Origin of the sequence: Clostridium akagii DSM 12554 (assembly GCF_000686725.1) — a bacterium.
GTDB classification, from domain to species: Bacteria; Bacillota; Clostridia; order Clostridiales; family Clostridiaceae; genus Clostridium_I; species Clostridium_I akagii.
Window position 1 is genome coordinate 196,403 of the sequence record NZ_JMLK01000008.1, and the last position, 17,740, is coordinate 214,142.

Annotated in this window: 18 protein-coding genes; 10 read left to right on the plus strand and 8 right to left on the minus strand. The window is 31.5% G+C overall.

All coding sequences use genetic code 11. The features are described 5' to 3' along the window. Window positions 1-88 precede the first annotated feature (88 nt). The 5 genes from nifK to nifH are packed head-to-tail and all read right to left on the minus strand — an operon-like array spanning window position 89 to window position 4,690. A complete protein-coding gene (gene nifK, locus BR66_RS0105005) occupies window positions 89-1,450 on the minus strand; it encodes a nitrogenase molybdenum-iron protein subunit beta (protein ID WP_026881932.1) in 1,362 nt (453 codons plus the stop codon). Further along, window positions 1,450-3,063: a nitrogenase molybdenum-iron protein alpha chain gene (gene nifD / locus BR66_RS0105010; protein WP_242841111.1), complete on the minus strand. Its 1,614-nt coding sequence runs from the start codon at window positions 3,061-3,063 to the stop codon at window positions 1,450-1,452. Before nifD ends, nifK begins: the two co-directional genes overlap by 1 nt. Before the next feature lie 25 nt (window positions 3,064-3,088). Continuing rightward, a complete protein-coding gene (locus BR66_RS0105015) occupies window positions 3,089-3,472 on the minus strand; it encodes a P-II family nitrogen regulator (protein WP_026881934.1) in 384 nt (127 codons plus the stop codon). Window positions 3,473-3,488: 16 nt separating this feature from the next. Continuing rightward, the gene (locus BR66_RS0105020; RefSeq protein WP_026881935.1) at window positions 3,489-3,815 is read right to left on the minus strand and encodes a P-II family nitrogen regulator; all 327 of its coding nucleotides are present in this window, start codon (window positions 3,813-3,815) and stop codon (window positions 3,489-3,491) included. 53 nt (window positions 3,816-3,868) lie between these two features. Next, entirely contained in the window at window positions 3,869-4,690 is an 822-nt protein-coding gene (nifH, locus tag BR66_RS0105025) for a nitrogenase iron protein (protein ID WP_026881936.1), read from the minus strand. A 468-nt stretch (window positions 4,691-5,158) separates the two neighbouring features. Between nifH and BR66_RS0105030 the strand changes: the two genes are divergently transcribed. From BR66_RS0105030 to BR66_RS0105075, 10 genes are all read left to right on the plus strand, one after another. Beyond that, a complete protein-coding gene (locus BR66_RS0105030) occupies window positions 5,159-6,124 on the plus strand; it encodes a helix-turn-helix transcriptional regulator (RefSeq protein ID WP_026881937.1) in 966 nt (321 codons plus the stop codon). Between the two features lie 139 nt (window positions 6,125-6,263). Continuing rightward, window positions 6,264-6,941, plus strand: coding sequence for an ECF-type riboflavin transporter substrate-binding protein (locus BR66_RS0105035; RefSeq protein ID WP_051624107.1), 678 nt, complete (start codon window positions 6,264-6,266; stop codon window positions 6,939-6,941). A 111-nt stretch (window positions 6,942-7,052) separates the two neighbouring features. Further along, a complete protein-coding gene (locus BR66_RS0105040) occupies window positions 7,053-8,753 on the plus strand; it encodes an ABC transporter ATP-binding protein (protein WP_242841112.1) in 1,701 nt (566 codons plus the stop codon). Beyond that, entirely contained in the window at window positions 8,746-9,576 is an 831-nt protein-coding gene (locus tag BR66_RS0105045; protein WP_035795510.1) for an energy-coupling factor transporter transmembrane component T family protein, read from the plus strand. Before BR66_RS0105040 ends, BR66_RS0105045 begins: the two co-directional genes overlap by 8 nt. A gap of 120 nt (window positions 9,577-9,696) precedes the next feature. Then, window positions 9,697-10,662, plus strand: a complete 966-nt coding sequence (locus BR66_RS0105050; RefSeq protein ID WP_026881941.1) for a substrate-binding domain-containing protein — start codon at window positions 9,697-9,699, stop codon at window positions 10,660-10,662. Window positions 10,663-10,960: 298 nt separating this feature from the next. Then, complete coding sequence (modA, locus tag BR66_RS0105055; protein ID WP_026881942.1) at window positions 10,961-11,776, plus strand: molybdate ABC transporter substrate-binding protein; 816 nt, start codon at window positions 10,961-10,963, stop codon at window positions 11,774-11,776. 18 nt (window positions 11,777-11,794) lie between these two features. Continuing rightward, window positions 11,795-12,478: a molybdate ABC transporter permease subunit gene (gene modB / locus BR66_RS0105060; RefSeq protein ID WP_035795512.1), complete on the plus strand. Its 684-nt coding sequence runs from the start codon at window positions 11,795-11,797 to the stop codon at window positions 12,476-12,478. 2 nt (window positions 12,479-12,480) lie between these two features. Further along, window positions 12,481-13,557: a sulfate/molybdate ABC transporter ATP-binding protein gene (locus BR66_RS0105065; RefSeq protein ID WP_026881944.1), complete on the plus strand. Its 1,077-nt coding sequence runs from the start codon at window positions 12,481-12,483 to the stop codon at window positions 13,555-13,557. A gap of 1 nt (window position 13,558) precedes the next feature. Next, complete coding sequence (locus BR66_RS23135) at window positions 13,559-14,248, plus strand: phosphodiester glycosidase family protein (RefSeq protein ID WP_051624108.1); 690 nt, start codon at window positions 13,559-13,561, stop codon at window positions 14,246-14,248. 26 nt (window positions 14,249-14,274) lie between these two features. After that, window positions 14,275-14,952 carry a hypothetical protein gene (locus tag BR66_RS0105075; protein ID WP_026881945.1) on the plus strand — a complete coding sequence of 226 codons (678 nt, stop codon included), beginning with the start codon at window positions 14,275-14,277 and terminating at the stop codon, window positions 14,950-14,952. 139 nt (window positions 14,953-15,091) lie between these two features. Here the strand turns inward: BR66_RS0105075 and BR66_RS0105080 are convergent, their stop codons facing one another. From BR66_RS0105080 to BR66_RS0105090, 3 genes are read right to left on the minus strand one after another with little or no spacing between them, the layout of a single operon-like run. Next, window positions 15,092-16,153, minus strand: a complete 1,062-nt coding sequence (locus tag BR66_RS0105080; protein ID WP_026881946.1) for an ABC transporter permease — start codon at window positions 16,151-16,153, stop codon at window positions 15,092-15,094. Further along, window positions 16,154-16,900 (minus strand): ABC transporter permease, encoded by a 747-nt coding sequence (locus BR66_RS0105085; RefSeq protein WP_026881947.1) that lies wholly within the window; start codon window positions 16,898-16,900, stop codon window positions 16,154-16,156. A gap of 29 nt (window positions 16,901-16,929) precedes the next feature. Continuing rightward, a complete protein-coding gene (locus tag BR66_RS0105090; protein WP_026881948.1) occupies window positions 16,930-17,667 on the minus strand; it encodes an ABC transporter ATP-binding protein in 738 nt (245 codons plus the stop codon). Window positions 17,668-17,740: the final 73 nt, after the last annotated feature.

A 17,740-nucleotide genomic window follows, 5' to 3' on the forward strand; every position in this document is an offset into this window, starting at 1 on the left:
CCAATTTTATTTATTACTAAATTATGTGTATTAAAATTTGATTCAGGACCACTGCTACGGTCCTGAATCATAAGGTCAATATTAAAAATTATCTAACTAATTCAAAGTCCTCATCAGTACAATCTCTTTCAATTCTATCAAGAAGCACATTGCTTATATTTTCAACTAGTCTTTTTCCACCTTCATAACCTACCACTGGGTTATAATAGAATCCAAATCTGTCCATTGTAAGAAATCCAAATCTAACAAAAGGGATATCTTCTGCTCTTGCTATAAACTTTCCATGAGTATTTCCTATAAGTAAATCAACACCATCATTTTTTATCCATTGTTGAAGTTCAAATAGATCACTGGCAGCCTTAGCGGTACCTTCTACTCCTGCTTTTTCTAGAAGTAATTTTATTTCAGTTTCAAATGATTCACCTGGAGTGCCTGTAATTACATACTTTGGAATCATACCTAATTCAAGCACAAATCTAGTTAATGATATAACTACATCTGGATCTCCAAATATTGCGACTTTTTTGCCATGAAAATATTGATAACTATCAAGCATCAAATCAACCAGTTGTCCTCTTTCATTTTCAATCTCTTCTGGCACTTCTTTACCTGTTTCTTTTGTTAATTCAACTAAAAATTCATCTGTAGCTTCTACTCCAATTGGTGTATATAATGTTTTAAATGGAATTTTACATTTCTTTTCTAAAACTGTAGCTCCATCCTCTGAAGCTGTTTTTCCAATAGCAAAGGTAAATTCAGAATTCCCTGAATCAATAATATCTGCAACCTTTGTACCACCTTTAGGGTACATTTCAAATTTCCCTGTCATTGGTGCATCAAGTACCCCATTTGTATCTGGATACATAATAAATGGAATATCCATTATACCCAAAAGCCTTTTTATTTCTTTCATATCAGCAGGCCCTACAAATCCTGGTATTATATTTATTTTGCCATTTTTCTCTCCACTATTTTTAGGAAGATAATTTACCATACCTTTAACCATATTGGAAAATCCAGTAACATGGGAACCAACATAACTTGGGGTATTAGCATGAATAATCACTTTACCTTCTGGTACCTCTGAAGTTGAGATATAAGTAGGAATATCATCACCAATAGTCTCTGATAAACATGTTGTATGAACTGCAATTATATCTGGGTTATATAATGTGAAAATATTTTTTACAGCTGTTTTAAAATTAGCTCCTCCACCAAATACACTTGCGCCTTCAGTAAAAGAACTAGTAGATGCCATAATTGGTTCTTTGAACATTCTTGTCAGTTGCATTCTATGAAATGCACAACATCCTTGTGATCCGTGACTATGTGGAAGACAATTATGAATTCCAAGAGCCGCATACATGGCACCGATAGGTTGACATGTTTTTGCTGGATTTATTTTTAATGCCTTTCTTTCTACAATTTTTTTTGGCGTTGCATCTAACATTATTCTTCACCTCCGACAACTTTTCCCTCTAGCATTGGTTCTGTTTTCCATGGTGGTGTTACATATTTCCATGCTGGAGTGTAAATACCAGCTTCAAGACCTCTTGCAAATATTAATGCTCCTCTAAATCCTGCATATGGTCCAGTGTAATCATATGAATGAAGTTGTTTTGATAAAACTCCCATTTTTTGTACCGAATATTTTTCTTTTATACCTGATAAGAACATGTCAGGATTTAATGATTTTATTAGTTCATCTATTTCATGGTGATTAAGGTCATCCACCATTATTGCATTTTCATTTAATGTTTTAACCATTCCACCATAATATGCTAGTGGAACTCCTTCACTTTTAAGAGCTTCATATCTTTCTGGCGTCATAGTTACACGGTATTTTTCTTCATCTTTTTGAACAGTTAATTGAGGAATATTTTTACTGTCCGCATCCAATTTAATGCTAGGAATAACTTCTCTACCTTCATAATCATCACGATGAGCAAACTCAAATCCTGCAACAATTGTTTCTATTCCAAAATCAGCCAGTAGCCTTTGATAGTGATCCGCTCTTGAACCTCCAACATAAAGCATTGCTTTTTTGCCTTCAAGTTTTTCTTTATAATAAGCAACTTCACCTTCAATTTCAGAAAGTTCTTCTGCTATAACTGTTTCAGTTCTTTCATAAATGTATGGATCATCAAAACATTTAGCTAAATCTCTTAAAGTTTCAATTGTTGATGTTACTCCAATGAAATTACCTTTTATCCATGGAATTCCGTATTTAGTTTCCATCATTTCAGCTATATAATTGATTGATCTATGGCACTGTACTACATTTACATCTGCAGTATGGGCATTTTGAATACTATCAAGATTTGCATCACCACTTAGAGTAGCAACCACATTGTAACCAATTTTTGTTAATATTCTGTCCATTTCCCATGCATCACCACCAATGTTGTATTCACCTAAGATGTTCACAGCGTACTTTTTATGTTCTTTATTAGTACCCTTACCGATGATATCTGAAAAAACAACATTATTTGCAATATGATGACCGGCTGATTGACTTACGCCTTTGTATCCTTCACAGTTAAATGCCATTACGTCAATTCCATAAAGAGCGGTGGCCTCTGCTGCAACGGCATTTATATCGTCACCTATAAGACCAACAGGACATGTTGCATAAATTCCAATAGCTTTTGGGTGGAATATTTCAACAGCTTCTTTTATTGCTAATGCTAATTTTTTTGTACCACCAAAAACTATATCTCTATCCTGCATATCAGTTGAAAAGGTATATTCAATAAAGTTTTGACCGCCCTTTTCTAGTTTTGCTTTATTTCTTCTTGTCCCCCAAGTGTAATAAGCACACCCTATTGGTCCATGAGTTATATGAAGCATATCCTTAATTGGACCCATAACAACGCCTTTACATCCTGCATAACAACAACCTCTGCTTGTAATTATTCCTGGAATAGTTCTTACATTCGCTTGAATAACAGGATTTGGTTCTTCTTCAGTTTTTACTACAATATGAGCTTTTCTATTTTTAAAGGTTTTGGCAGGATATTTTTCTAAAACCCTGTTTATAACTTTTTTCATATCTTTTTCCATATTTATTCATTCACCTCTTTTTATTTTATAGAGCTGCAGTCCCTGTTTCTGCGGTTCTTACTCTTACGACATCAGTTACGTTAGTCACGAAAATTTTACCGTCTCCAGGACTATTCGTTCTGTTAGCATCAATGATTGTATTAACTACCTTTTGTACATCCTCATCTTTTACTAGAACGGTCACCAATCTTTTAACAACAAGTCTATGAATTTCTGATATTTCTTCAATAGCAGTGTTACTAAATATAGTACCCTCTGATATTGCTTCGTCAATTACGGAAAAATCAACTTTTTTCTTTCCTCGACCAAGTACTTTTCTACAAGTTAAAGAGGAAAATCCCTCTTTAAGAAGGGCATTCTTTGTCTTACTAATCATATTCATTCTAATTATTGCAGTAACTTCTTTCATAATTAACCCCTCCTACCTATAGTTCACTTGAACCTGAGCTTATTGTATATGCTTCTTCTACTGATGTTACAAATATTTTTCCATCCCCAAAAGCACCTTTTTCTCCCGTTTTAGCATTTCTCATTATGATGCTTATAACATCATCCTTATCTTCATCTTTTACAACAAGCATAAGCATTTCTTTAGAAATCTCATCATAATGTACATCCCCAACTTTTACGCCTCTTTGTTTACCTCTACCTACTACATCATATTTTGTAACTGCTGGAAAACCTGCATCACAGAGTTCTGAAAGTACTATGCCAACTTTTTCAGGTCTAATAATAGATTTTATCATTAACATTAAAATAACCTCCCAAGGTTTATTACTTTTGATTTTTTTACCATAATTATTTTTTATATATCAGCAAGACCAAACTCCATTAATATCTCTTCTAATCTTTCTTGTGCCATTGGTTTTGGAATTACAAACATTTTATTTTCATCAATTGCTTTAGCAAGGTTTCTATATTGCTGAGCTTGAGGCTGATCTGGATCAAATTCTATTACTGTTTGTTTGTGTATTTCAGCTCTTTGAACCATGTTGTCACGTGGTACAAAATAAATAAGTTGACTTCCAAGTTCTTCAGCAAATGCTTTTAAAAGATCTATTTCTTTATCAACATTTCTACTGTTACAAATGATGCCGCCTAATCTAATACCACTGCTGTTCGCATATTTAAGTACACCTTTTGCAATATTGTTTGCAGCATATAATGCCATCATTTCACCACTAGCAACTATATATATTTCTTGAGCTTTTCCTTCACGCATTGGCATAGCAAAACCGCCACACACAACGTCACCTAAAACATCATAAAAAACATAATCAAGATCGTCTGTATAAGCTCCTAAACCTTCTAGCATGTTAATTGATGTAATAATTCCTCTTCCTGCACAACCAACTCCAGGTTCAGGTCCACCTGATTCAACACATCTGATATTACCAAAGCCAGGTTTTAATATTAGATCTAAGTCTACTTCGTCCCCTTCTTCTCTTAATGTATCCAAAACACTTTTTTGAGCAAGTCCGCCTAATAGAAGTCTCGTGGAATCCGCTTTTGGATCACATCCAACCACCATAATTTGTTTTCCCATTTGTGCCAGGCCTGCTGTAAGATTTTGTGTTGTTGTAGATTTACCAATTCCACCCTTACCATAAATAGCTATTTGTCTCATGTTAACTCCTCCTACTTTTTTAATATTTTGAATCTGTGCTAAATAATTAGCTTAAAAGCAATATATCATTGTTTAATAACAAATGCAATGTATTTTTATTAATTATATATATTTATTCAATATTTAATGATAATATTATAAAATTATTATTATTATATTGATAATTTAATTAAATGATATTATGTTTTCTTGTATCATTTAGTTTCGTAGTGTCTTGTTCACTTTATTTTAGTTGTGTTATATAATTTTACAAAACTAAGTTATGTAGCTTTATACTATGTGATGTTTAGTAATACTTCATTTAATATGTTATTATAATCATTGTATTTTAATGATTTTTATATTAATATTACATTATATTATTAAATTCATAATAATAAGTAAAATTTTAATATGGATTAATTGATTAATTCATATTTTCAGCAATTATTTTTTATATTATTACTGCTTTTGGAAAGGAGACCTATTATGTTAGAAGACACAGCTTTAACCCCACAAGAAGTAGCAGACATACTTAAAATAGCTAAAAACACAGTATATGAATTAATAAAACGTGGAGAGCTTAACGGTTACAAAGTTGGTAAAAAAATCCGAGTTGATTTTAAAGATATTCAAGATTATAGAGATAGAGCTAAAAATAAAAATACCTATAACCCAAATATTTCAGAAAATAATATTCCAACATCCTTAGAATTGCCACAGCTTATTCTAGATGATTTAAATTCCGATAATACTTTTGTTATTTGTGGTCAAGATGTACTCCTAGATATATTAGCCTCTTATTTAGAACTCCATCCTTTTGGTGTACGTACTCTTCGCTCATACACTGGAAGCTATAATGGATTAATGGCTCTTTATCTTGGAAAAATTCAAGTGGCAACGTCCCATCTTTGGGATGGGGATTCGGGGGAATATAATATTCCTTTTGTACGAAGATTACTGCCTGGAATTCCAACGGTAATAATTCACCTTGCCTGTAGAATGCAAGGATTTTACGTAGCTAAAGGTAATCCCAAAAATATTACTAGTTGGGAAGACTTAAAAAGACCTGATATTACTATGGTCAATAGAGAAAAGGGCTGTGGAACTAGGATTCTTCTTGATGAACATTTACGGCTTTTAGGAATTGATTCAAGCTCTATAAAAGGCTATAATATGGAATGTTTTACTCATCTTACAGTAGCTAGCACTGTAGCTAGGGGAAAAACCGATGTAGCCCTTGGAAATGAAAAAACAGGACTTCAAGTAGGTAATGTAGATTTTATACCACTTCAAAAAGAAAGGTACGAATTAGTTATAAAAAAGAAAGATTTAAATAATCCACCTTTTAAAGCTATTATTGAAATTATTCGTTCAGAAGCTTTTAGAAATGAACTTATTGGGATAGGAGGATATGACCTTAGTGAAACAGGTAATATTATAGCTGAACTTTAGCTATAATATGGTTTCAAACCATTCCCTTATCGCAATTTAATTTTCATCCATATACAATGTATTGATATTATTAGTTTACAAAACATATATGTTAAGTATATAATTATTTATAACATATATTATAAAAGGAGTGATCCATTTGAAATTTATTAAAGACTTCTTATCCTCTGTAGCTGCTTGGCAAGGAATTGTATCAATTATCATCGCTATCATAGCTTCATTATTTTTATTTGCACGAGGAAAAGGCAAAAAAACTTTATCTACTCGTAGTGTTGTAGCAATAGGTGTGGGTGCTGCACTATATGGAGCATTATCCATAATATCTATACCTGTAGGCCCTAATACTTCATTTAGGATAGCTGTTGCGCTATTACCTATTTTAGGAGCAATATTTGGCCCAATCGTAGGTTTTTTAGCTGGATTTATTGGTCATGCTTTAAATGATGCTTTTACTAATGGTTCTGTTTGGTGGAGTTGGGTTTTCCTCTCTGCATCCATAGGTCTTTTTTCCGGTTTTATCACTTTTGATAAAGGTTTTGATGTACTGTCGGGAAAAATATCAAAAAAACATATTGCAAAACTTTATATTCTAGCAATTATAGGAATGGTAGTTGGAGATATTATTGCTTATGCAGGAGATGTGTTCTTCTACGGCGAATCTACAACAAAGGAATTATTACAAGTCACCCTAGCAAGTGTTTCAAATTTAGTCGTAATTGCTGTAATAGGAATACCTGTAACAATTGCAATTGCTAAGGCAAGAAGTAAAAATAATAATCTTGAAATTGATAAAGAATCTGATGCAAAAATAGATTAGTTTTAAAACAGTTTTTCAAGTTGTATAGGCATCTTAGCTAAAACCTCCAAAATACTAACTTGTTATTTTTTTCATGATGACTAAGATGCCTAAATAGAAAGGAGCTCTAATTTGTCTATAATATCATTTAAAAATTTTAGTTTTAAATATGATAGTTTGAAATTCCCAAGTTTAAAGAATATAAATTTAGATATAAACGCCGGTGAAAAAATACTTATTGCAGGTCCCAGCGGAAGTGGAAAATCAACTTTAGCCCATTGTATAAATGGGCTAATTCCATTTACATATAAAGGCACTATAAGCGGTGAACTTTATGTAAATGAAATTAAGCCCTATGAAAAAAGTATTTATGAAGTCAGTACTTTTGTTGGAACAATACTTCAAGATCAAGACGGTCAGTTTGTTGGCTTAACCGTTGGAGAAGATGTTGCTTTTTCATATGAAAATAACAATATAGCATTAGATAAAATGCATGAAGGTGTAAAAGACGCATTAAACAAAGTTGGCATGCTTTCATTTATAAAAGAAACTCCTTATAGTCTAAGTGGTGGTGAAAAACAAAAAGTATCAATTGCAGGCATACTTACTACAGATACGGATATTATGTTATTTGATGAACCACTTGCAAACCTTGACCCTGTTAGTGCTAAAAAGGCATTGGATATAATTGACTCTATACATAAAAATGGTGATAAAACCATTATTGTAGTTGAACATAGAATAGAAGATGTATTAGCTCACAATTATGATAAAATAGTACTAATAGACTCTGGGGAAATAATAGCTGTAGGATCGCCAGATGAAATTCTTGCCTCAAATCTTCTGCCTAAATATGGTTTAAGAGAACCTTTGTATGTGGAAATCTTAAAAAAGTGTGGAGTAACCATAAATAAAGATGATAAAATTTCACAAATTAATAATTCAATAAAGTATAAAGAAAAATTATTAAATGAGTTCAATAAAATAGACTCAAAACTAAAATCCACTAGCAGATCCACCATTTTAAGTCTTGATAATATAAGCTTTAGATACTATAAAGATGAACCATACACTATAAAAAATGTTTCCTTCACTATAAATAAAGGTGAAATCTTAGCCATTCTAGGAAATAACGGTGCTGGCAAATCAACCCTTATGCAAATTATATGTGGAATTAACAAACTTACTGAAGGAAATTTAATATTAAATGGTAAAAATATAAACAAGCTATCTATAAAAAAACGTTGTGAATCAATAGGTTATGTAATGCAAAATCCAAATCACATGATTACTAAAGATCTTATTTTTGATGAAGTGGCTTTTGGCCTTAAAAATAAAGGTTTAGACGATAATACAATTTCAATTAGAGTACAAGAGACTTTAAAGACCTGTGGTTTATATGCATATAAACGTTGGCCAATTTCCGCGTTAAGCTATGGACAAAAAAAACGAGTAACTATTGCCTCTGTGCTAGTAATGAAACCAGAAATCATAATCCTCGATGAACCAACTGCTGGACAAGACCACAAAAATTATGTGGAATTTATGAATTTTCTTGAATCCTTAAAAAATATAGGTATAAGCATAGTTATAATAACTCATGATATGCATGTTGCTTTAGAATATGCTGACAGAGCTGTAGTTATTAGTGATGGAGCAGTTATAGCTAACGATTTAGTACCCACAATACTTTCAGATAAACAAATTATGGAGCGAGCAAACTTAAGTGAAACTTCCATTTCAAAATTAGCTGAAATTTATGAAGTAAGCGATGCTTCCAATTTCTTAGCATACTTTACTAATATATTAAAGGCTGGTGAGGTACATGAGTAAATCAGGATCTTTGTACATAGATAGAATTTCAATTTTTCATAAATTAGATGGTAGTATAAAACTTTTGATGCTTATTTGTTGGACCATGTTTACTTTTATGTTTATGGATGCCCGGGTTTTTATTGTTATGATTGTTATAGGTTTCTCCATGGTGTACATTGCAAAATTACCTTTAAAATCAGTTCTACCACTTATAATATTTATATTTGTGTTCACAATATGTAATTCATTACTCCTAATAATTGTGACCCCAACTTACGGTTCAAAACTAACTGGTACCTACACTGTAATCTTAAATATTTTTAATATTAAATTGACTTATGAAACTCTTTTTTATGCAGTAACTCTCTCTCTTAAATATATTTGCATGGCACCGCTTACAATTTTATTTATATTTACAACAGAGCCTGGATCCTTTGCTAGTAGTCTTAACAGACTCAAAGTATCCTATAGGGTATCCTATGCAGTTAGTATAGCTCTTAGATATATTCCTAACATTAGAACTGAACTTCAAAATATAATTAATGCACAAGAATGTAAAGGTGTATCCTTTAGGCGTGGAGAAGCAAATACATTAGTTAGAACAAAAAATTATATTTCAGTGTTTTTTCCTCTGCTCCTCTCTTCTCTTGAAAAAATAGATGTAATATCTAATGCTATGGAACTTAGAAGCTTTGGAAAATACAAGAAAAGAACTTGGTATAACCGTAAGCCCCTTAATACAACAGATTTTATATTTATTCTCTTATCTATACTATTGATTATTATTGGGATATATTTAAAAGCTAATTTATTCAAAAGATTTTGGTGTATTTATTTCTAGTTCTAGTAAATAGCCTAAGGAATGTAAAGAAGAAAAATATGGACGAATATATATAATTAATAGTTTAGAGTGATATAATAATTTTATGATTAGTTAGGTAATATATCAGGAGGTAGAAAAATGGAAAAAGATTTTGCATTAACACCTCTAGAGGTTGCAGCGATACTTAAAATTTCAAAAAACAAGGTATATGAATTAGTAAAAAAAGGAGAAATCAACTCTTATAGGGTCGGAAACAAAGTTAGAATAGAACTGAAAGATATAGATGAATATAAAAACAAATCTAGGAAACTTCAAATTACTAGACAAAATAATGATGAAGTAGTTAATTCTTCTACCACCTCAGCCCACCCATATCAATTACAAGATACCAAAAGCAGTTATGGTTTCGTCATTTGTGGTCAAGACATTATGCTTGATATATTGGCTAGATTTTTGCAACATCATCCTAATGGAGTTCAGGCACTTAGATCCTATACAGGAAGTTATGATGGCTTATATGCTCTTTATCATGGTAATGTACAGATTGCAACAGCTCATCTATGGGATGGTGAAACAAATCAGTATAATATACCCTATGTTAAAAGACTGCTCCCTGGAATATCTGCTGTTATAGTTCATCTGGCAAATAGAAAGCAGGGAATTTATGTTGCAAAAGGCAATCCTAAAGGAATAAACAGCCTAGAAGATTTAAAACGTCCTGGAATTACTATAATAAATCGTGAACTAGGTAGTGGTACAAGAATATTACTAGATGAACATTTGAAGAAACTTGGAATAAAGGGAAACAATATAGATGGTTATGGGCGAGAATGCTTTTCACATCTTGCAGTGGCTAGTGCAGTAGCTAGAGGTGAAGTTGACTTTGCTATTGGGAATGAAAAGGCGAGCCAGCAAGTGAGCGGAATTGACTTTATACCACTACAAGCAGAAAGCTATGAGCTCGTTATTAAAAAAGAAGATATCGAAAAACCTCATTTTCAGGCTGTACTTCAAATTATTCGTTCTGATGAGTTTAAACTTGAGTTAGATGGTATTGGTGGATATGATTTATCCAATTTAGGAAAAATAACTGCAGAAACATAAAAGGTGATTTAGTTTTTAAAGCTAAATCACCTTTTATGTTATTCAAATTTATTACTTGGCAAATAATCAATGTAATTGAAAACAACTTATCAAACAATGTTGCATTTTGATGCTAATATTTGTTATTCAAATTCATTTTATTGATAATTTAATAAAAATATCTTGAATATTTAATTTAATTAATATATAATAAAAAACAACAAAACATTATAAAACACACAATACAATATGATTTTACTTCATTTTGTTATGTTTTGATTTGAAATATTAAAATACATATTTATAGGGGGAAAAGAAAATGAAAAAAGGGGTACGTTCTTTATTAGTCATATTTTTAATCACCATTTTAGTTGCAATAACCGGTTGTGGTGAACAGGCAAAGACCTCTTCAGCACCAGCACCTAAGGCAAAACCAGTAACACTTACAATCTCTGCCGCAGCAAGTTTAACAGAATCCATGGGAGAAATAAAAACACTTTATAAAAAAGAAAAACCAAATGTCACAATAAATTATAATTTTGGTTCTTCTGGCGCACTACAGCAACAAATAGAACAAGGTGCAAATGCAGATTTATTTTTTTCAGCTGCTACAAAACAGATGACTGAGTTACAGAAAAAAGGTCTGATTTTAGATAAAACCAACGTTAATTTATTAGGAAATACTGTAGTTCTTATAACTAAAAAAGATTCTACATTAGATATTAATAATTTTAAGGATTTATCTGATGATAAAATCAAAAAAATAGCTCTAGGGGAACCAAAAACAGTTCCTGTAGGCCAATATTCAGAAGAAATCTTTACGTCATTAGGAATTCTTGATAAAGTTAAGACAAAAGCTATTTATGGGAGCGATGTAAAACAAGTTTTGGCTTGGGTTGAATCAGGTAATGTAGATGTAGGAGTAGTATACGGTACTGATGCTAAATCTTCTAAAAAAGTTAAGGTTATAGCCGTAGCAAATAAAAGTTTATACAAAACTCCAGTAGTTTATCCAGTCGCTGTAATTAAAGCTAGTAAAAATGTAACTGATACTAAGGCATTTTTAAAATTCCTTTCTACAGCTCAAGCTAAAAAAATATTTATAAAATATGGATTTAATTTTCTTATAAAATAAGCTAAGGAGCTGGATTATATGTGGAATTTTTCACCATTATGGATTTCCATTAAAACATCTATTACAGCTACTTTTATAGTATTTTTCATAGGAATTGCAGCAGCTTGGTTTATGGCAAACTACAAGGGGAAAGCTAGAGGGGTTATAGATGCAGTTTTCACACTACCCATGGTACTTCCCCCAACAGTAGTTGGCTTTATATTACTGGCAATCATAGGGAAAAATTTTCCTATAGGCGATGTATTAAATGGATTTGGGATTACTTTGATATTTACATGGTTTGCTACTGTTATAGCCGCCACTGTAGTTGCTTTTCCTCTAATGTATAAAACCTGTGTAGGCGCCTTTAGTCAGATTGATATTAATGTTATTAATGCTGCAAGAACCCTAGGTGCCTCTGAGTGGAAAATATTTTGGAAAGTAGCTGTACCTCTGGCCTTGCCGGGAATTGCAGCAGGTACTGTCTTAGCTTTTGCAAGGGCTTTAGGCGAATTTGGAGCCACCATGATGATAGCCGGAAGCATTCCTGGAAAAACAGAAACAATTCCTATTGCAATATATTTTGCAGTGGCAAATGGAGAAACTAACACTGCTATTAAATGGGTTATCTTAATTTTCATAATATCATTAGCTGTTATGATTGCTGCTGATAAATGGACTAAAAATAAGTTTCTTTTACTTTCATCTTCAAGGGGGAAATGACTATGAGCCTAGAGGTTGATATTACAAAAAAGTTAGAAGGTTTTAACCTGAAGGTTAATTTTAAGGCAGATGATGATGTTTTAGGACTTTTAGGAGCATCTGGATCAGGAAAAAGCATGACACTAAGATGTATTGCAGGCATTGAAACACCTGATGCAGGAAAAATAGTATTAAATGGTCGTGTATTATTTGATTCTGAAAATAAAATTAACATCCCCATTAGAAATAGGCGAGTAGCATTTCTTTTTCAAAATTACGCACTATTTCCAAATATGACTGTAGAACAAAATATTGGCTTTGGACTTCCTAAAAGTATTAATAAAGCTGATAAATCTAATAAGATTAAAAAGAAAATTGTGGATTTGCAACTTTCTGGTCTTGAAAAAAGATATCCATCTCAATTATCAGGAGGTCAGCAACAAAGGGTGGCACTTGCAAGGGCTCTAGTTGTTGACCCAGAGGTGTTACTTCTTGATGAACCTTTTTCAGCACTAGATGAACATCTAAAAAGCAATATGCTCATACAACTTAAAGAAGATCTTATTGACTTTAATGGTCCGTCAATATTTGTTACCCATAACATGGAAGAATCCTATCAACTATGTACTAATATAATAATTATAAACAGTGGTCATATTGATGCTATCGGACCTAAGGATACTATATTTAATAACCCACCGACACTTTATTCAGCAAAATTAACTGGTTGTAAAAACATCTCAAAAATCAGAAAAATAACAAATAACAAAATAGAAGCTTTAGACTGGGGATGTATAATCACTTTTAATCATGAAATAGATGATAGTATAACAAGCATAGGAATTAGGGCTCATTATTTAGAAATTAAAGAAGATTATAACGATATAAATACTTTTGATTGCTGGGTGGTTTTTACTACTGAAGCCTTATTTAGAACAAAAGTATACCTTAAATTCATTAAACCTATAGGGGATGAAAAGAGCTATCATCTATTATGGGACATTTCTAAGGAGGAGTGGAATTTAAATAAACACAAACCCCTGCCATTGAAAATAAAAATCGATCCAAAAAAAGTCATACAAATAAAAGAAGTTCATTGAAATGAGTAAGAGTCGTGATTTGATTTTTACTCATTTTTCATATCTTTATATTTCATCATCAATTAATTCCTATGGTGGATCTGCTGCATTCCCGGGAGATTTTGTGATCTCAAATAGTAATGTGGTATATAAAGATAAAGATGTTGGAGAAAACGATGATTTTAGCGTTACTGCCTTCACTAAATCCGGTAAACTTATAGTTGGAAATCACAGCATAAATGATTTAAAAAAAGCAGATGTTTCAGAAGCTTTGTGCTTCAGACCACCAGCTTTAATAATTAATAATAAATTACAAATTAATGATGATGATGCTGGAATCGATGGTTTTCAACCACGAACGGCAATTGGTCAAACATCTGATGGAACAATTTTATTTTTAGTAATGGATGGTCGGCAAACCCTTGTAAAGTCAGGAGCTACCCTTAAGGATGCTCAAGATGAACTGTTAAAACATGGCGCAGCTAATGCAACATGCCTTGATGGGGGATTTTCTTCTACACTATATTATGATGGAAAGGTAATAAATAATCCCCATGGTTGGAACGGAGAAAGATATGTTGCTACTGCCTTATTAATCGAAAGCATAGCATTTTTTGCTGTAGATAGATATTATAAACTTTCTTTACTTGATACTAAAACAACCGAAATAAAAATTCTTCAGAGGTTTATAACCGTTGGCTTCCTGATATAGATTCAATGATATTGTGCGAGGAACCTATGAAAAGAACTAGTGTTGTTAAATTTTATACATATAATGCTGATAACAACATTAAGCAAGCTCCAACTGATACCCACAATAATGGTATAGAACTAGAATTAAACAGTGCAAAGGATAAAATTGAAGACATAGAACCTTCAACAGCAATGGGAAGTTTTTATGTTAAAACCTTAAAAAACAATAATGATAACGATATCTTCTTTAATGACGTTAATGGAGGAACCACGCCAATCTTTAACTCATATAATATCGGCACCATTAAAATCTTTAAAAGTAAACCCGGCCTAGTATATGAGGATTTAGATAGCAAGGTCATTAAATCTGCTGAAACAAAAAAAACATTGTATAGGGGTAGTGCTCGGCTACTAAATATAGATACTAGCAACAATATTTATATTGGTATTACTGATAATGATAGGATAACTAAGATTTTATACGGTCCTACTGAAAAGGCAATCTCTCAGTGGAAATCAATAACTTTTAATACTCCCGTTGATAAAAACAATATATATGTTACAGATGAAGGAAAAATATATATCAATAATACTTCAGAACATTATATTTTAGACAAAATCCCCAGCAAAAAAATTGATTACTCTGGTACTTTATTAAAAATAACTAATAAAGAAATCATATACGTGAACAATAAAAAACTCATAAAGAAAAATATTAGCTAAAAATCAATGTTATAAATTATATATATATTCGTGTAAATCATGGAACGTGGAAAAGTAAATAGATTTGTTTAAAATCAAATCTATTTACCTTCTTTCATTATAGTCTCTTAACTCTTAGCTTGTGGGGCCTGTGTAGCTCTCAACTGGTGTAGCTTGCCTTATGCACAACATTCATAATCGCCGCAGCTGCAGAGAATATCATGCTAAACCCTATCAAAACCACCATTGGATTTATGCCGCTTGTAGTACCATGTTCCAAATATTGTATAGATTTTATTATCCATCTGTTTGGTGTAACTGCGCTTAGCATCTGTAACCCCCTAGGCATTTTATCGTAAATTATAAAAGTACCTCCTATTAATGATAAAATTAAACTTATAGATGACCCAAATAAATTTGCATAAAGTTCTTTATTAAATATACAAGCTATAAATGTGCCAAAGGTGGTCATAACAAGAGTTAAAAGCAGTCCATAAATAAGCAAAGTTCCAAAGTGAATTCCAAGCTTCATGCCAAAAATGCGTGTAATACTAAGGGCTATAAATAGCTGGATATAACTAAATACATAGTTATACATTATATTTCCTAATATATATTTAAACTTTTTATTTGGTGAGTACATATATCTGTAAAAGGTATTTTCTTCTCTATCCTTTATTATCACTGCTGCATTAACAACTGTTGTTATTAAAAGAACTGTAGCTAAAAATGATATTATTCTTTCTTCCTTTGTCAGCATCCCACCTTCTGCTTTAATTATGGTACTTTCCATATTTATTGGTTTGTTACTTAATAAATATACTCCCAGCATTTTTTTCATCATATCGTTAGTCTTGATATCCTTAACATTATAAAAGTGAAAATACTCATCTATATCTGTGACTTCATTTTTCTTAAAGCTTTTATTCATTGTTATTACTCCGTCATATTTTCCTAAAATAATTTGTGTCCTTATTAAATTTCCATCTGCGAGTTTTACTTTAACCCCTCTTGTATTTTTTAGTAATGAGATTATCCTATTTCCTTCTTGAAAATTAGCCTTCTTAACTATACCAATAGTTATTGATGGGCTACTTAAATAGTTAACAGCCATTGCTAAAACAATAGCAAGTACTGGTACAAGTAGACTTATAAAAAACTTCTTTTTATCACTTAATGCTCTTTTAAAATTTGAAATAAATATAAGAAATATAATTCTCATTTATAAAAAGGCCTCCTTTTTAAATGAAACCACGGATAAAACTGAAAATACTACTGCTACAAATAAAGTTACAACTATTGAATATAAAAGAATCTTTATGTCATTGTCATAAACTGCTGCTATAAGCCCTTTATTTATCCAGGTGAAAGGAGATATATAAGTTATTTTTTCAAAGTTATCACCTAAAGAGCCTACCGGAAAAAATGATCCTCCTAAAAGTCCAAAAATATTTAAAGGAATATTTAATATGCCTTGTACAGTCCTAAAGTTTTTTGTACATATACCTAGATATATTCCTATAGCTGACGCCATGAAAGTTTCTACAAAAAACATTAGTAGTATTATTGGAGTACTGCTTCCAAAATTAACCCCTAATAATAATCGTAAAATTAATAAGTTTACAGCACTACAAATCCAAATTACAATTGTGCAGGATAAAATCTTTGACAAAACTATAGCTGAATTATCTATTGGTGCAATTATAAATCTATAAGCAGTTTTATAAAGGCTTTCATCCTTTGCCACATAAACTACGGTAATAATACTAGCTAATAAATAAAATGGAATTTGCACTAGTGTATAATAGTCATTTGAAGTAACTCTGCTATCTCCTTTAAAAAAATTAGTAGCTAAATATCCTAAAAGTAATATGAGCAGTAATGGAAATACTATATTGTATATTATTATAAAAAAATCCTTCATTCTTCTTCTAAGACCATACCATGTAAGCTTAACAAACCCATTCATGTTTATACCCCCTATTGTTTTGCCAAGACTTAATCTCTTAGCGCCTTCCCTGTTAATTGTAAAAAGATTTCCTCTAAATTATCTTTTGAATATTTGTTTTTTAGCTCTTCTGTTGTCCCTTCCTCAACTATACTCCCCTCATCCATTATTATTAGATTTGTACATATACTCTCAACTTCCTCCATGTAATGGGAAGTATAAATTATAGTGGTTCCATTCTTATTTAATTCTTTTACAGTTTCTAAAATATTGTTCCTAGATTGAGTATCTATGCCAACTGTTGGTTCATCCATAATTAAAAGTTTAGGCTTATGAGCTATAGCGCAGGCAATATTTAATCTTCGTTTCATGCCTCCAGAAAACTTAGATGGTAAATCCTTTCTTCTATCCCAGAGCCCAACAAAATTTAAAGCCTCCTCTACATTTTGTTTAAGTTCTTTACCCTTAAAACCATATAGACTACAGAAAAATTTCACATTATCATAGGCAGAAAGATCTGTAAACACTGCTATATCCTGAGGTACAACTCCTAAATTTTGCTTAAGATAGTTCTCATCTGATTTAACATCAGTGTCCCGAAAAAAGATACTACCTTTATCATAATCTACAACTGTGGCTATCATGTTTATACTTGTGCTTTTTCCTGCTCCGTTAGGTCCTAAAAAGCCTAAAATCTCTCCAGATTTAACATTAAAACTTATACCCTTTACTGCCTTTCTTTCCCCATAATTTTTTTCAAGTTGTTTTACTTTTAAAATATAATCCATTTAATTTCCTCCTCAACGTTATATATATATATTAAAATATCCAATGTTGGATATTGGGTTATTAAGTAAGAGA

What these genes read in the sequence shown, in the direction of transcription:
- BR66_RS0105045 (WP_035795510.1), top strand. Translation starts at nt 8,746, where the DNA reads ATGAGTAAATCAGGATCTTTGTACATAGATAGAATTTCAATTTTTCAT.
- nifD (WP_242841111.1), bottom strand. Translation starts at nt 3,063, where the DNA reads ATGGAAAAAGATATGAAAAAAGTTATAAACAGGGTTTTAGAAAAATAT.
- BR66_RS0105085 (WP_026881947.1), bottom strand. Translation starts at nt 16,900, where the DNA reads ATGAATGGGTTTGTTAAGCTTACATGGTATGGTCTTAGAAGAAGAATG.
- BR66_RS0105080 (WP_026881946.1), bottom strand. Translation starts at nt 16,153, where the DNA reads ATGAGAATTATATTTCTTATATTTATTTCAAATTTTAAAAGAGCATTA.
- BR66_RS23135 (WP_051624108.1), top strand. Translation starts at nt 13,559, where the DNA reads ATGAGTAAGAGTCGTGATTTGATTTTTACTCATTTTTCATATCTTTAT.
- BR66_RS0105090 (WP_026881948.1), bottom strand. Translation starts at nt 17,667, where the DNA reads ATGGATTATATTTTAAAAGTAAAACAACTTGAAAAAAATTATGGGGAA.
- BR66_RS0105015 (WP_026881934.1), bottom strand. Translation starts at nt 3,472, where the DNA reads ATGAAAGAAGTTACTGCAATAATTAGAATGAATATGATTAGTAAGACA.
- modB (WP_035795512.1), top strand. Translation starts at nt 11,795, where the DNA reads ATGTGGAATTTTTCACCATTATGGATTTCCATTAAAACATCTATTACA.
- BR66_RS0105075 (WP_026881945.1), top strand. Translation starts at nt 14,275, where the DNA reads ATGAAAAGAACTAGTGTTGTTAAATTTTATACATATAATGCTGATAAC.
- BR66_RS0105020 (WP_026881935.1), bottom strand. Translation starts at nt 3,815, where the DNA reads ATGTTAATGATAAAATCTATTATTAGACCTGAAAAAGTTGGCATAGTA.
- BR66_RS0105050 (WP_026881941.1), top strand. Translation starts at nt 9,697, where the DNA reads ATGGAAAAAGATTTTGCATTAACACCTCTAGAGGTTGCAGCGATACTT.
- BR66_RS0105030 (WP_026881937.1), top strand. Translation starts at nt 5,159, where the DNA reads ATGTTAGAAGACACAGCTTTAACCCCACAAGAAGTAGCAGACATACTT.
- nifK (WP_026881932.1), bottom strand. Translation starts at nt 1,450, where the DNA reads ATGTTAGATGCAACGCCAAAAAAAATTGTAGAAAGAAAGGCATTAAAA.
- nifH (WP_026881936.1), bottom strand. Translation starts at nt 4,690, where the DNA reads ATGAGACAAATAGCTATTTATGGTAAGGGTGGAATTGGTAAATCTACA.
- BR66_RS0105065 (WP_026881944.1), top strand. Translation starts at nt 12,481, where the DNA reads ATGAGCCTAGAGGTTGATATTACAAAAAAGTTAGAAGGTTTTAACCTG.
- modA (WP_026881942.1), top strand. Translation starts at nt 10,961, where the DNA reads ATGAAAAAAGGGGTACGTTCTTTATTAGTCATATTTTTAATCACCATT.